This window comes from Bradyrhizobium sp. LeoB3 (genome assembly GCF_055456055.1).
The window spans coordinates 18,699-32,922 of sequence record NZ_JBVBEF010000082.1 but is presented as its reverse complement, the minus strand read 5'-3'; the positions used below and the strand labels follow the sequence as shown (position 1 = coordinate 32,922).

Annotated in this window: 16 protein-coding genes and 1 pseudogene; 10 read left to right on the top strand and 7 right to left on the bottom strand. The window is 62.5% G+C overall.

Features of this window, described 5'->3' with window-relative positions:
- Positions 1-73 precede the first annotated feature (73 nt).
- Genes ACZXDY_RS34780 through ACZXDY_RS34765 form a run of 4 tightly spaced genes read right to left on the bottom strand, consistent with a single transcriptional unit; the run spans position 74 to position 6,274 of the window.
- Positions 74-3,223 (bottom strand): efflux RND transporter permease subunit, encoded by a 3,150-nt coding sequence (locus ACZXDY_RS34780; protein ID WP_464348638.1) that lies wholly within the window; start codon positions 3,221-3,223, stop codon positions 74-76.
- Entirely contained in the window at positions 3,220-4,296 is a 1,077-nt protein-coding gene (locus tag ACZXDY_RS34775) for an efflux RND transporter periplasmic adaptor subunit (RefSeq protein WP_464348637.1), read from the bottom strand. Before ACZXDY_RS34775 ends, ACZXDY_RS34780 begins: the two co-directional genes overlap by 4 nt.
- The gene (locus ACZXDY_RS34770; RefSeq protein ID WP_464348636.1) at positions 4,293-5,408 is read right to left on the bottom strand and encodes an efflux RND transporter periplasmic adaptor subunit; all 1,116 of its coding nucleotides are present in this window, start codon (positions 5,406-5,408) and stop codon (positions 4,293-4,295) included. Before ACZXDY_RS34770 ends, ACZXDY_RS34775 begins: the two co-directional genes overlap by 4 nt.
- The gene (locus ACZXDY_RS34765) at positions 5,405-6,274 is read right to left on the bottom strand and encodes an ATP-binding protein (protein WP_464348635.1); all 870 of its coding nucleotides are present in this window, start codon (positions 6,272-6,274) and stop codon (positions 5,405-5,407) included. The genes ACZXDY_RS34770 and ACZXDY_RS34765 overlap by 4 nt, the downstream gene beginning before the upstream one ends.
- A 209-nt stretch (positions 6,275-6,483) precedes the next feature.
- Between ACZXDY_RS34765 and ACZXDY_RS34760 the strand changes: the two genes are divergently transcribed.
- Positions 6,484-7,137 carry a TetR/AcrR family transcriptional regulator gene (locus ACZXDY_RS34760; protein WP_035688701.1) on the top strand — a complete coding sequence of 218 codons (654 nt, stop codon included), beginning with the start codon at positions 6,484-6,486 and terminating at the stop codon, positions 7,135-7,137.
- Between the two features lie 37 nt (positions 7,138-7,174).
- Here ACZXDY_RS34760 and ACZXDY_RS34755 read toward each other — a convergent pair whose 3' ends face one another.
- The 3 genes from ACZXDY_RS34755 to ACZXDY_RS34745 are packed head-to-tail and all read right to left on the bottom strand — an operon-like array spanning position 7,175 to position 8,261.
- Positions 7,175-7,357, bottom strand: coding sequence for a hypothetical protein (locus ACZXDY_RS34755; protein WP_464348634.1), 183 nt, complete (start codon positions 7,355-7,357; stop codon positions 7,175-7,177).
- Positions 7,348-7,815 carry a TetR/AcrR family transcriptional regulator gene (locus ACZXDY_RS34750; RefSeq protein ID WP_464348633.1) on the bottom strand — a complete coding sequence of 156 codons (468 nt, stop codon included), beginning with the start codon at positions 7,813-7,815 and terminating at the stop codon, positions 7,348-7,350. Before ACZXDY_RS34750 ends, ACZXDY_RS34755 begins: the two co-directional genes overlap by 10 nt.
- Before the next feature lie 8 nt (positions 7,816-7,823).
- A complete protein-coding gene (locus tag ACZXDY_RS34745) occupies positions 7,824-8,261 on the bottom strand; it encodes a hypothetical protein (protein WP_245475014.1) in 438 nt (145 codons plus the stop codon).
- A gap of 489 nt (positions 8,262-8,750) precedes the next feature.
- Between ACZXDY_RS34745 and ACZXDY_RS34740 the strand changes: the two genes are divergently transcribed.
- From ACZXDY_RS34740 to ACZXDY_RS34700, 9 genes and pseudogenes are all read left to right on the top strand, one after another.
- Positions 8,751-8,951 (top strand): hypothetical protein, encoded by a 201-nt coding sequence (locus ACZXDY_RS34740; protein WP_464348632.1) that lies wholly within the window; start codon positions 8,751-8,753, stop codon positions 8,949-8,951.
- The gene (locus ACZXDY_RS34735; protein WP_464348631.1) at positions 8,948-9,103 is read left to right on the top strand and encodes a hypothetical protein; all 156 of its coding nucleotides are present in this window, start codon (positions 8,948-8,950) and stop codon (positions 9,101-9,103) included. The genes ACZXDY_RS34740 and ACZXDY_RS34735 overlap by 4 nt, the downstream gene beginning before the upstream one ends.
- Before the next feature lie 19 nt (positions 9,104-9,122).
- Positions 9,123-9,341, top strand: a complete 219-nt coding sequence (locus tag ACZXDY_RS34730; RefSeq protein ID WP_464348630.1) for a hypothetical protein — start codon at positions 9,123-9,125, stop codon at positions 9,339-9,341.
- A gap of 59 nt (positions 9,342-9,400) precedes the next feature.
- A complete protein-coding gene (locus tag ACZXDY_RS34725; RefSeq protein WP_464348629.1) occupies positions 9,401-9,682 on the top strand; it encodes a hypothetical protein in 282 nt (93 codons plus the stop codon).
- A 23-nt stretch (positions 9,683-9,705) separates the two neighbouring features.
- The gene (locus tag ACZXDY_RS34720; RefSeq protein ID WP_464348628.1) at positions 9,706-10,305 is read left to right on the top strand and encodes a PepSY domain-containing protein; all 600 of its coding nucleotides are present in this window, start codon (positions 9,706-9,708) and stop codon (positions 10,303-10,305) included.
- A 39-nt stretch (positions 10,306-10,344) separates the two neighbouring features.
- Entirely contained in the window at positions 10,345-11,517 is a 1,173-nt protein-coding gene (locus tag ACZXDY_RS34715) for a DUF3734 domain-containing protein (RefSeq protein WP_028161463.1), read from the top strand.
- A 29-nt stretch (positions 11,518-11,546) separates the two neighbouring features.
- A complete protein-coding gene (locus ACZXDY_RS34710; RefSeq protein ID WP_464348627.1) occupies positions 11,547-12,338 on the top strand; it encodes an acetoacetate decarboxylase in 792 nt (263 codons plus the stop codon).
- Positions 12,339-12,403: 65 nt separating this feature from the next.
- A pseudogene (locus tag ACZXDY_RS34705) lies at positions 12,404-13,190 on the top strand (3-hydroxybutyrate dehydrogenase).
- Positions 13,191-13,213: 23 nt separating this feature from the next.
- Positions 13,214-13,876, top strand: coding sequence for a sll1863 family stress response protein (locus tag ACZXDY_RS34700; RefSeq protein WP_464348626.1), 663 nt, complete (start codon positions 13,214-13,216; stop codon positions 13,874-13,876).
- Positions 13,877-14,224: the final 348 nt, after the last annotated feature.

Genomic DNA, 14,224 nt, shown 5'->3' with positions numbered 1-14,224 from the left:
GCCAGCATTCACCTCTGAAGAATGCGCGAACTATCTCGAAAATTCAGGTTATCGAACCTAATGCCATCACGCTTTAGATTTGCGTCTCAAGCACAAGCTCAGGCGCTTCGTGAGCAACCGTCCGTTCGGCGCCAGTTTCGTACGTGGGAGCTTTGCGTTCGTGGGGAAGCGATCCATCCTCATGGCTTGGATGGATCCTGAACCACGCGACATACAGCGCCGGCAGGAACAGCAGGGTCAGCAGCGTGCCGACGATGATGCCGCCCATCATGGCGTAGGCCATCGGGCCCCAGAAAATCTCCCGCGCGATTGGAATGAGCGCGAGACTTGCGGCGGCGGCAGTGAGCAGGATCGGGCGCATGCGGTGCTCGGTTGCCTCTACCACGGCATCCCAGGCCGGCCTGCCTTCTTTCTTGAGATTTTCAATCTGCACGATCAGGATCACGGAGTTTCGGACCAGGATGCCGATGAGAGCGAGCACGCCGAGCATCGCGACGAAGCCCAGCGGCGCGCCGCTCGGCAGCATGGCCATGACGACGCCGATCAACGCGAGCGGCGCGACCGCGAACACCAGGAACAGGCGCGAAAAGCTCTGCAGCTGTACCATCAGCACGGTCGCCATCACGAACAGCATCAACGGTACGACCGCGATGATCGGCCCCTGGCTCTTGGCGCTTTCTTCCACTGAGCCGCCGATCTTGATCGAGTAGCCCGCGGGCAGCTGCTTTGTAAATTCCGCCACCCTCGGCGCGAGCTGGTCGACGATCGTCTTCGGCTGAACGTTGCTGATAACGCCGGCCTTCAGCGTGATCGTCGGAATCCGCGCGCGCCGCCAGATCGTGGGCTGTTCCAGCTCGTAACGCAAATTGGCGACGGCCCCGAGCGGCACCGATTGGCCGCCGAGCCCGGTCATCTGCAAGTCGCGCAGCGTGTCGATCGAGGCGCGTTCCGGTGCGGTCGCTCGTCCCGTGACATTGACGAGATAGATGCTGTCACGCACCTGCGTGATCGGCGAGCCCTGGAGCACCGAGTTCAGGGTGGTGGCGATGTCTTCCGAGGTCACGCCGAGCTGGCGCGCCTTGTCCTGGAGCACATCGACCTTGACGACGCGCGCCGGCTCCATCCAGTCGAACACCACGTTGCCGAGGTCAGGACTGCTGCGAATGACGCCGGCAAGCTTCTGCGAGAGGTCGCGGACCTTGGCGATGTCGGGGCCGCTCAGGCGGTATTGCACCGGACGGCCGACGGGAGGGCCGACCTCGAGCAGCTTGACGTAGGTGTCGGTGCCCGGGAAGGACTTCCTCAAATAGTCCTCGAACTGCGACTTGAGCTTGTCGCGCGCGGCGATGCCGCCTTTGGTCACGATCACCTGCTGGCCGAACCAGGTGTTGGCGGTCTGCAGGTCGAACGACAGCACGAAGCGCGGCGCACCGGTGCCGACATAGGTGGACCAGTGCTCGACCGAACCATTGCCCTGCAACTGCTCGCGCTCGAAGCGCGCCATCTGCGTGTTGGTCTCGGTGATCGAAGCGTTCTGCGGCAGGTTCCAGTCGATCACCAGCTCGGCACGGTCGGACGAGGGGAAGAACTGCTGTTGCACGAACTGCAAGCCGAACAGGGCGAGAAGGAACGCGCCGGCCGTCACGGCGACGGTGCTCCAGCGGTGATACATGCAGAACAGGAGCAGGCGTGCGAACATCTGCGCCAGGCGGCCCTTCTGCTCGTGATGTCCCTTCATTTTGGCCGGCAGGATGGTGACACCGAGAAGCGGCGTGAACAAGACGGCCACGATCCAAGAGACGATCAGAGATACCGCGATCACCACGAATAAGGTGAAGGTGAACTCGCCGGCGTTGCTGCTGTTGAGCCCGATCGGGATGAAGCCGGCCACGGTGACAAGCGTTCCCGTCAGCATCGGGAATGCCGTCGACGTATAGACGTGGGTTGCCGCCTTTTCGAGGGGATCGCCGATCTCAAGCCGCGCCACCATCATCTCGACCGCAATCATGGCGTCGTCGACCAAGAGGCCGAGCGCGATGATCAGGGCCCCCAGCGAAATGCGTTGCAGCGAGATGCCGCAATAGGCCATCACGACGAAGGTGATCGCGAGCACGAGCGGAATAGCGATGGCGACCACGAGCCCCGCCCGCAAGCCCAGGCTCAGGAAGCTGATACCGAGCACGATGATCACGGCCTCGAACAGCGCTTCGGTAAAGCCCGAAACGGCATGCTCGACCACGACGGGCTGGTCGGCAACGAGGTGGACCCCGACGCCGATCGGCAGGTCGGCGACGATCTTCGTCATCTCCTCCTTCAGCGCCTCGCCGAACTGGAGCAGGTTGGCACCGGACTTCATGCCGATCGCGAGCGCAATGGCGGGCTGACCGTTGTATCTGAACAGCGTCGACGGCGGATCGGCGTAGCCGCGCGCGATGGTCGCAACATCGGTCAGCGGGAAGAAGCGATCGTTGATGCGGAGATTGACCGCCTTGAGGCTAGCCTCCGATGTGAACTGGCCATTCACGCGGACACTGATCCGCTCCGGCCCCTCCTGGAACACGCCGGAGGGCGCCACCGCGTTCTGGCCCTGCAGCGAATTCATGATGGCGTGGACATCGAGGCCGAGGGCAGCGATCTTGCGGGTGGAGAATTCGAGATAGATGACCTCGTCCTGCGCACCGAGAATATCGACCTTGCCGACATCGGGCACGGTCAGCACCTTGGCGCGGATGTCCTCGATCTGATCGCGGAGCTGCCGCTGGCTCAGGCCGTCGCTGGTGAAGGCATAGACATTGCCGAACACGTCGCCAAAACGGTCGTTGAAGCCGGGTCCGATCACACCTTGCGGGAAATCGCCTTTGATGTCTGCAATCATGTTGCGGACGCGCACCCAGGTCGGCTTGACGTCGGCCGCCTTGGTCGAATCGCGCAGGTACACGAAGACGGTGGTCTGGCCCGCGACCGTCACGCTCTTGGTGTAGTCGAGCGATTCGAGCTCCTCCAGCTTCTTCTCGATGCGGTCGGTGACCTGGCGCGTCATCTCCTCGGCCGAGGCGCCCGGCCACTGCGCCTGGATCACCATGGTCTTGATCGTGAAATCAGGGTCTTCCTGGCGCCCCAACTGGAGATAGGCAAACAGGCCGGCCGCCATGAAGGCGATCATGAAATACCAGACGAGGGAGCGATGGCCGAGCGCCCAGTCAGAAAGGTTGAACGACTTCATGGCTCTTGATCCTGTTCGATGCGGACGTGCTGTCCCGGCTTGAGGCTGTGAATTCCGGCGGTGACGACGCGGGTGCCTGCGGCAAGCCCGCCGGTGACGCGGATACCCGCCTGTTCGGTGACACCATCGATCTTCTGCAGTGAGACGGTGTTGGTGGCCTTATCGACCACCCAGACGAAATCAGTCCCGTCCTTCGCGAGCACCGCCGACAACGGCAAGCGCAAGACCTTGGCTTGGTCCTTGCCGAGCTTTGCCGTGACGGTCGCGCCGAGACGGAAGCTTTCAGGCGGGTTGTCGAGCGCGATCCGGACTCGCCGCAGCCGCGTCACGGGATCTGCTTGCGGCGCAATCTCGCGGATCCTGCCCTCGACCTGAACGGCGGGAATGAGCTGCAGGCCGACAGTGAACGGGAGACCGACTTCGAGCGGCACGGCGACGTCTTCCCCGATATCGACGACCGCCTCCCGAATGTCCGGCCGCGCCACCGTCACCACGGCTTGACCGGGCGAGACCACCTGACCGACTTCCGCGCCGACGGCGGTCACGACGCCGCCAAAGTCGGCCTTGATCTGGGCATAGCCGAGTTGCTCGATCGCCTTGGTCAAATTCGCCTGCTCCTGCGCAACGCTTGCTTCGGCGCCGGCGCGGGCCTGCTCGGCATTGTCCAGCGTCTGCCTGGTGGTCGCATCGCTGGTGATGAGCATGCGTTGCCGCTCCTCCGTGGCCTTGGCCGTCGCAAGCTGCGCCTCGGCCTTCGCAAGCTGGGCTTTGGCCGCGCGAACGGCGAGATCGAGTGCGGTGGGATCAATCGTCCCGATGATTTGTCCTTCGCTGACGATGTCGCCAACGTAGACCGGGCGCGAAGTCAGCCGTCCGAGTACGCGAAAACCAAGGTTGGTCTTGTAGCGCGGCTCGACGACGCCCACGGCAATCGTGCTGTCACCGCTATTCGGCTTGGCCACCATTGAGAGCACGGGGCGCACGGGCTCCGGCGCGTTCGTCTCCTGCTGACAGCCGGTGAGCAACGAGGCCGCCGCGAGCGTGCCGGCGATCATCATGACCTGTCGCTTCATGACCGACCTCCCTCCTCAGTGACCGACTGGCCCAGGCTCAGAAGCTTGCCGCCGTCGACGACGACGCGCTCGCCGGGCTCGAGGCCCCCCTTGATCAGCACCTGACCGGCTTCATAGGCGCCGACCGTGACCGGCTTCAGCGACGCTGTCTGCGTTTTCGGGTCGACGGTCCAGACGGCAGGCCTGCTGCCCGCGGCCATCAGCGCGCTCCAGGGCAAGGTGATCTCCTTCTGAGCTTTCGCCTTGACCGTTCCCGAGACGGCGCTGCCCAGCGTCATCTGAGCCGGCGGGTTCTCGATGGACACCTTGACGCGGATCGTGGAGCTCTTCGCGTCGATGGCCGGTGAAATCTCCCTCACCTCACCCGTTGCTGCCACGCTGGGATCGGAGACCAGCGCCAGCGTCACGCGGCGGCTGTCGGTCTGGCCCAGGAAAACTGATTCGTAGACCTCGAAGACCGCATCCCGCTCCCCGTCCTGCGCGAGCGAGAACACGGGTTGGGCAGCCGGAACGACCTGGCCGACCTCGATACTTCGCGCGGTAATGACGCCGTCCGCTTCAGCACGCAGGATGGTATATCCGAGCGCATCGCGCGAGGTACCCAGCTGCGCCCTGGCCGCCTCCAGCACACCCTCTGCGGTTCGCAGACCTTCCTGGGCCTGGTCGTAAACGGTCCGGGTGGTGAAGCCGCTTGCGATCAGCGCTTTCTGTCGCTCGAACGTTGCCTTCGCCACGCGCAGCTGGGCTTCCGCGGAAGCCACTGCCGCCGTCGCAGCATCGACATCAGCCTGTTGCTCGGCGGGATCGAGACGGGCGAGGACGTCGCCCTTGTTGACGTGATCACCGACGTCAACGGTACGAGCGATCACACGTCCGCTGACACGGAACGAAAGATCGGCACGGAAGCGCGCCTGAACCTCGCCCGTCAACGTGATGGCGGCTTGCCGGTCGCGCGGCTGCACGATCGTGGTCCGGACCAGCGTGGCCCGTGTGGCCGTCTGCGCCGCATGATCGTTGCAACCGGTCAACACAATGCTGACGAGCACGGTCGTTGCGGCGAGGGCCTTCCCCACATAAGCCGTTCGAACGGGGCTGGAGAATTGGCTTGTCATGACGCGTCCGTATGATGGGAAGGTGACAACAGCCCGCCAAGCGCATCGGCGGATTGGCGGGGGACGACCATTTCGCGTTCTTGCTGGCGCAGGAGTCCCGCAAGGGGGTCGGCCTCGACAGCGGGCTCGTGGTGATCGGCCGCCGCGCTTGCGGTGAGCACTGCGTCGTTTGAAGCAATGGCTCTCGTGCGGCGCGGTGCCTTCATCTGGCGCGTCGCAATGGTCCAGTTTGCACCGCGCTCACGCTCGGTCAGCGGGAACGAGAGGACAATCGAGGTGAATTCCGCGCCGAAACCCTGCTCGATCCGACCGCCGAGCGCCCGCGCGATATCCCTGGCAATTCGCAATTCGCGGTCGGAAGTCTCCCGCGCGGGACCCGAGCCGTTGTCCAGGATCACGCAGTTCACCAGCGCACCGGTACGCGTCAGCTTGATCCTGATCCGCCCGGCCCGTGCGTCGAAACAGGCGTGCCTTGCCGCGTGCATCACGAGTTCATGGACGATCAGGCCCAGATGCCAGCAGCGCTCCGGCTGGAGCGCGATGGACTGGGTCACGAATGCCGGTTGAATGTTCATCCGGTCCAGCAGCGCGCGGCGCATGCCACAGCCCAATTTGCGAATGTAGGTCGCGGCATGGATCAGCGTGTCGCCCGTTGGCATGGCCAGCGCACGATGCACGTCGGCGTAGCCATGCAGCAGCTCGACGATATCGCTGAGAGCGCACTTGGCTTCCGTCCCCTCGACCCGGATGGCCGCGGCGGAGACAAGGTCGATGGCCAAGGTAACACCGTTCGTGACCCTGCGATTCACCTCGCGCAGCAGCACGCCTTCCTGCAAGCCGGACGGGGCTGGGCTCAAAACAGTCACGACTTTCTCCTATTCGACGCGAACGATCGGGGACGGACGCCCCCACCTTTGCTCCCCCGATCTTTCGGGAGCATTCGCCAAGCCCGTGAAGCGTTGCGGGCTGACGATTTAATAAACTATACCGTATATTTTCTTTTTATTGCCTTTCTTTGCCCGTCGTGTCAAGTCGGAAAGCAATGCGCACAGACTCGTGAATTCGGAGGTCCAAAATGAAGAAGACGAAGCGTGGCAGACCGCCCAAGGATCTTGCCGGCGACGCACAGGCGCGCATTCTCGATGCAGCCCAGCAGCTGTTTCTGGAGAAGGGCTTCCGCAGCGCCAGCATCGACGACATTTCCGAGCTCGCTCCTGCGAGCAAGCCGACGATCTACGCTCATTTCCCCGGCAAGGAAGCGCTGTTCGCAGCCGTGGTCGCCCGTACCATCGAGGGCTTGGCGGACTTCGAGGGCTTCTCGCCCGAGGGCCGCACCATCGAGGACAAATTGCTGAGCCTCGGGACAGCCATCGTCGAGAGAGTGGTCGAGGAATCGCTCGGCATGGTGCGCGCGACGATCGCGGAATCGCAGCGGTTCCCCGAACTGAGCCGCAACGTTCACGATGCTGCGCGTGATCGCTCCCTAAATGCGGTGTCCCAGCTGCTGGACGACGCCACGCAGAAGCTCGCTCGCAACCCGAAGGGCCCTTTCAGCTCCAAACGAAGCCGCGCCACCGCGCAGATCTTTCTCGACCTGATTCTGCTACCGATGCTGTTTCGGTCGCTCGTCGGAGAAACTCAGAAGGACCTGAAGAAGGAGCTTCCCGGCTTCGTGCGCGAGCGCGTCGGCTTTTTCCTGGCAGCCTGCGAGACAGATTGGTCGTACTAGCTGTCTTTTTTAGACGGTTGGCTTAGAAGCATTCGCATTAACCGGCGGCCTTGAGCTGCACGTGAGCTGCCATCTCGGCCGGCTGCAGTGGCGTGCGACGCAAAGCGCCGATACAAAATCTCAACATCTCGTCGAAGCTTGGCCGCAGCGTCGCAGCGCCGACCCGCGATGGGTTGATATAGACATCCATGGCTTCCAGCAGGCAGCAGGTCAGCGCCATCGGACTGCCACCTTGCAGTTCGCCCCGTGCTTGCCCGTTGCCGATGATCGGTCGCACCAGCCCTCGGATCCTGTCGTCGTAGGCGAGAACGACCGTCCGTTCTGACGGACGGCCAGAGCTATCAGGTCCTGCAGTCGTCGATGCTTCGCCGGTCGAGCTTCATTGCAGTCGGCAATGGCCTTCAGGATTGCGGTCAGGCGCCGTAACGCTGGTCCACTGCCGCCAGCCGCCTCAGCCGCCGCACTGACCACCTCCTGGAGCACCTCCTCCACCACAGCCTCCTCGATCGCCCGCCTCGAGGGAAAGATTCGATAGACGCTCGCCGAAGACATCGACAGACTCCGCGCGATGTCGGCGACGGTGGTCTTGTTGTGTCCCATCTCGCCATAGAGATGGATGGCGGCCTGCACGATCCTGCGGCGGGCGCTCCTCATTCGGTCGTCAATCTGATCGCTCATAACGTCTCTCACTGCGCCGGAAGGTTCACCAACTCGCGGCGGCAGGCCTCTCCGAAATCGCGCAAGGGATCCATTTCCTCGATGAATTTGGGGAGATCGACGAATGTGCGATTTGGCGAGAGATACGCTTCGATGATCAAGTGCCCGGTTCTCTCGGCGGCCTGAACGACCTCGTTGCTCGACAAGATCCGCATGCGTCCGACCAGCGTATAGAAGCTGACCAGTTGCGGTATTTCGGCCTGATCATTGACCAGCGCGTCGGCATAGAGGCGTGATGCCTCCTCGATGAAGCTATGGTACAATTGTTCGCGCTTCGAAAACGAGCGGGCATGATGACGCTCGCGACGCCTTCGGCGTCCGCTAAACCATCCACTGACGATGGTCGAGACCGCGCCGAACGCAGAGCCGCCGAAGGCAGCCAAGGCCGGGATGTATACCGTGCTCATAAGATCGCTCCTGTCTCCTGTCGCAGTGCGGATGTGGTTCAAGGCAGTGCCTGGTCACATCACGCCGCAACGTCGTTCGTTATCTGCCCCTGACTGATCCGGTGGATGCCTGCTCGAACACAGCCTTACAGCCTTCGCTCAGATCCGATTTCCTGAGGCGCAGACACGCTTCGACTCCCGATGGATCGGGAATGTAGGCACTGCACAGGCGAAAGGCGTCGGGGATGCAAGCCGCTCGCTGCTCGAGTGTGCCCCGGTTCGCCTGGGCAAAACCTGCTGCGCTGCCAAGCGCGACTACGGCCGCTGCGAATAACGCCGGCATCAATCTCGTCATGTCAGATCCATTCTCTGCTCGAGGCTTCTGGTTGAACCTGGCGGAGCCTCGCCGCCTTGATCCTGCACACGCGCTTGTGACGCACTCGTCTTGACTCAGGCACTGGCGCGTGATTTATATGAACTATACGGTGTATTTTATTAAGGAGGCGCGGAATGTCAACACTGCTGTTCGCGTTGATGCGCGAAAATCCGTTGCCCGGCCTCGCCGCCGCTTCGCTGAACTTCTTTGTCGCGCTCTGCCTCGTGGCCCTGAGCCTGCTGCTTGGCATCACGGTCGCGATGATCGCGTGGGCTCATTGGCTTGCCGCGCGCCAGCCGACCCCTATCCGGCTGGAGCGGAGGACGGTCGCATGACACCGGCGCTGCTGATCGCCCGCGACTGCATCATCTATTGGGTCAACGTCTGGACCGCGCCGGTCGAATGCGTGTTCGACGTGATCGAGTCCGAACTCGCGCGCAGAGGCATTGCGCTTGATGAAATCGACCGGCTGACGCACACGGCGTGAGGGAGAAGTGGGAACCGAGATGCTGAACTTCATCGAAGTCTTTGACGGGATGGAAGTGGACCGGACCAGCGGCGAAGTCGTGTGGACCGGTGTGACCGGAACACGGAGAGCGCTCCAGCGTGACGGACTCATGATCGATCCAAAGGCCGCAGCCTATTGTCCAACCGAATGGCTCGACGAGCGTGGCTATCTCGACGCCGAACGTGCGCGCCGGCATCCGCGCCCGTGGCGTATCTGACGATGCGACAGAGTAATGCCGTTGTCGGGGAGCCGCGTGCCGTGAGCCGACGATCCGTCATGTCAATGCATGCGAGCCGATCGAACGGGACCGCCCTTCCCTTGCGCGGCTATTTTCTGTCGGTCGGCGGCGCCCTGCTCTGCTTGCTTTGGGCGAGCGGCTGGGTGCTCCCGGCCCAACCGCCAAGCCGCTTCGCGGAGCCGGATACTGCGCGGCCTCCGATCCGCATCGACTCGGACGTGAAGGGGCCGGAGCGCGTCTTGATCGATACAAATCAGTCGCCGCCTACGCTCTCCGACAAGGAGATCGTCGTCGCTCACGCGGCCGCCGCAGGCGATTGACCAACCAGACCGAGATTGATCCGATGTCGAAGCAGCACTTGTCTGCCCTGATCATGTGGTCCGCCACGCTCGCCGCGACAGCCGCCGTCGCTGACGTTCAAAAATCTGCAGATGCAGACAGCCGAAGCACGAGCGCGCAAAGCCAAGCCGAGGAGGCCGCTATCCAGCGCGTTCTCTCGGAATTCCGCACGATACGCGTCCCGCTCAGCCGGGCGATCGCGATCGCGGAGCGCCTGCATGACGGTTCGAAGACCGCCTACATCAGCTTCGAGATCGACAGCCAGCCCGTCTACCGCGTTCGCACGACCCGGAATGAGCACGTTTGGGAGAACGCCATCGACGCAAATACCGAGAGCATTACCGGGAAGGAGATGACGTCGTCGCTGCAGGAACTCGATCGGGAGGACCTCGCCAACATCCTTGCCTTGAAGGGGATCAAGCCCGAATTGTCCGATGCCGTGCAGGTCGCCGAGAAAGCCGCGGCCGGCAGCGCGCTGGCCGGTGGACTGATACGACAGGATGGCAAACTCAACTTCGTGATCGTCGTCGCCTCCGGGGACCATTTGAAGGAGGTGCTGCTCGAGCCTCCCAAGATCGGAAAGCAAGACACGAGTCGCCATTAACACGAGCATGTTCATCAGCACTCAAAGAGCACACAAGCCATGAACTTCCAGCCTCGATCACAGCTATCATCGGCACAACGGCAGCTTCCTTTCGACTGCATCGCGCTGCTGCTGCAAGGCGGAGGTGCGCTTGGCGCGTACCAGGCGGGCGTGTACGAAGCCTTGGCCGAAGCCAGCATTCATCCCGACTGGGTTGCTGGCATATCGATCGGGGCCATCAATGCCGCCATCATCGCCGGCAACCCGCCCGAGTCCCGTGTTGACCGCCTGCGCGATTTTTGGACCCAAGTCACCTCGACCGCGCCCTGGGATTGGTCCGGCAATCCCTTCCTGGATTGGACGCGGAGCGACAATACGCGAAACCTCATTAACCAGATGAGCGCCGGTCTGGCGGCCACGTGTGGCGCTACCGGATTCTTCTCTGCCCGTCCCGTCCTGCCCTGGCTGCAGCCCGGCGGAGCCAGCGATGCGACCAGCATCTATGACACGCGCGCGCTCAAGACAACGCTGGAGCGCCTGGTTGACTTCGATCGTATCAATGCCGGTCTGACGCGCTTCAGCGCCGGCGCGGTCAACGTCCGAACGGGTAATTTCGTCTATTTCGACAATACCACCCATACGATTCGACCCGAGCACATCATGGCGAGCGGCGCGTTGCCGCCAGGCTTTCCGGCGGTGGAGATCGAGGGCGAGCACTATTGGGACGGCGGTCTCGTCTCAAACACGCCGCTGCAATGGGTAATCGAATCTGATGCTCCGCAGGACATGCTCGCATTCCAGGTCGACCTCTGGAGCGCGCGCGGTCAACTTCCCCGCAACATGGCTGAGGTCGTCACGCGGCACAAGGAAATCCAGTATTCGAGCCGCACGCGCGCCAGCACCGACCAGTTCAAGCATGTGCAGCGCCTGCGGCGCGCACTAACGGATCTACTGGGGAGGCTGCCCGACGATCTCAGTCAGCATGAGACCGTGAAACTGCTCAACACGGCGGTCTCGCGGAACGTCTACAATATCGTCCACCTGATCTATCGCGCGCGTAATCACGAGGGGCACTCCAAGGATTACGAGTTCTCGCGCCTGTCAATGCAGGACCATTGGCAAGCCGGCTACCACGACGCTCTGCGCACTCTGCGCCATCCCGAGGTGCTCGCTCGGCCTTCGAGCCCGGACGGAGTCTTTACCTTCGATCTCGAACACGACGGCCGCGAGTAACCCAACCTCATCGCCTGGAGATAACCCAAATGCGCGAGACTGATGTGAAACGACGGGCTTTTGCCATGCCGCTGACCAGCCCGGCTTACCCGCCCGGGCCATACCGGTTCGTCGATCGCGAATACCTGATCATCACCTATCGTACTGATCCGACAAAGCTCCGGGCAGTGGTTCCGGATCCGCTCGAGGTCGACGAGCGAGAAGCTCTCGTCAAATACGAGTTCATCCGCATGCCCGATTCCAACGGCTTTGGCGACTACACGGAAAGCGGACAGGTCATCCCCGTCTCCTTCCGTGGACGCAAGGGCGGCTACACACATTGCATGTTTCTCAACGACGAAGGACCGATTGCGGGCGGACGCGAGCTCTGGGGCTTTCCGAAGAAGCTTGCGCAACCGACCCTGCGAACCGAGATCGATACGTTGATCGGCACGCTGGATTACGGCCCCGTGCGGGTCGCGACTGGGACGATGGGCTACAAGCACTGCGAGGCCGATCTGGCGAAGGTCAAGGCTGCGCTTAACGGGCCGAACTTCCTGCTCAAGATCATCCCGCACGTCGACGGCAGCCCGCGGATCTGCGAGATCGTTCAATACCGGCTCGAGGACATCGTGCTGAAGGGCGCCTGGACCGGACCGGCGGCGCTTGCCCTGACGCCACATGCGTTGGCGCCGGTTGCCGAACTGCCGGTCCTTGAGATCGTCTCCGCCGTCCACATCTGCGCCGACCTCACGCTCGGCCTCGGGACCGTGGTACACGACTATCTGCACCAGCCGGCTCGCGGCTCGATACGAGCAGGTGAAAGAGCTCTGGCCTTTTAACTTCAACTGCGCGTCGCATCGAGCCGGAGCGCCGATCCTATTCGCATGTTACGAGGAAGTGTACGATGGGAACTCTGAACGGCAAGACCGCAATCGTCACGGGCTCGACCAGCGGCATTGGCCTCGCTTGCGTGCAGGCCTACGCCAGCGACGGCGCGAACGTGGTGATCAACGGCATGGGCGCGCCCGGCGATGTCGAGAAAACGCGTGCTGCGATCGAGCGCGATTTTTTTGTCAAGGCGATCTACTCGCCTGCGGACATGACGAAACCGAGCGAGATCGTCTAGCTCATCGCTCTTGGCCAAAGGACCTTCGGTGGCGTTGACATTCTGGTCAACAACGCCGGCATCCAACACGTTTCGCCGGTCGAGGACTTCCCTGCCGAGACGTGGGATGCGATCATCGCGATCAACTTGTCCGCCGCCTTCCATGCCATCCGTGCGGCGGTACCAGGCATGAAGACGCGCGGCTGGGGCCGCATCATCACAACGGCTTCGGCGCATTCGCTGGTCGCCGCCTTTCAAGTCCACCGATGTCGCGGCCAAGCACGGTATTGCGGGCCTCACCAAGACGGTCGCGCGGGAACTCGCCCGCTCGAAGATCACCTGCAACTGTATCGGCTCCGGCTACGTCTGGACGCCGCTCGTGGAAAGGCAAATTCCAAACACTATGGCGGCTCGTCGCATGCGGAGGGACGAGGTCATCAGCGACGTCCTACTCGCTGCGCAGCCGACCAAGGAATTCGTCACCGTCGAGCAGGTTGCTTCGCTCGCGCTGTTCCTGTGCAGCGACGATGCCGTTCAGATCACGGGAGCCAACCTCTCGATGAATGGAGGCTGGACGGCCGCATAGCCCTCAATTCACGGAGCCTTATCATGTCTTCTCTCAAAGAAGCTGCTCGATTCAGGCCCAGCCGCCCTTTCCAGCTCGATCTCGCGGACGGCAACAGCCAGGCCAACGCCCTGCGTAGACGCGAGGAGATCTTCAATGCGGATGCCGCTCTCGCCTCGTTCGAGGTCAAGGCCGGCGAGGCTAAGGCCGAAAACAAGGTCAAAGCCGAGCAGATCATCGCCGATCTGAAGAAGCGTCGCGACGAATTCCAGGCGCAGCTCAAGACACAAGCCGAAGCCGGCGAAGCGGCCTGGGCACGCAACAGGACGGAACTCGAAAAGCAGTGGAACGGCTTCGAAGCGCAGATGCAGACCTATTTCGAAAGCGCCGGCAGACAGATCGAACAGCAACAAGCGACCTTCAAAGACATCGCCGCCGCGCAGGCAAAGGCCTGGCGCGAGGCCGTCGACAAGTTCCGTGAAGCCGCGGGCAAAGTTGCCGCAACGCATACCGGGGATTTCGATGCCGCACTCAAGCAGCTGAAGTCTGACGCAACGGAGGCCGAAGCGCGCTTGCAGAAGCTGAAGCAGGCTGGCGGCGAGTCCTGGTCGGTGCTGAGCGGAGCGCTCGCGGAGTCCCGCAAGGCGTTCGATCTGGCCAATCAGGCGGCCTGGAATGCTCTTAGAGGTTCTGGCGCGAAGAGCTGAAGGTTTCTGACAAGCCCCGCCTCAGGCGAAATGCGCTGGGGAAGATTCGCTCAGTTCTCAACGGAGGTCGAGCGCTTGCGGCACAGCGTTTTGACCGCGGAGTCGATCACCTTGGTGAAGCAGGGGAGCGGCATCTCTCTCTGGGAGACAATTCCGGCCCCTGCAATAGCCCGTTACCATCAAGGGCGCGAAATCGTACAAGATCGTAGCTTGGCGGGTAAAATCGCAGGATTGGTAGCGGGGGTCCGCTACCGCCTTTCCACACACCAATCAAACCTACGATACCTCATCTAATAGGGCAGTCCGTGACTGCCCGGGCAAGCGCAGCTCTACGCTCATAGAGGAATA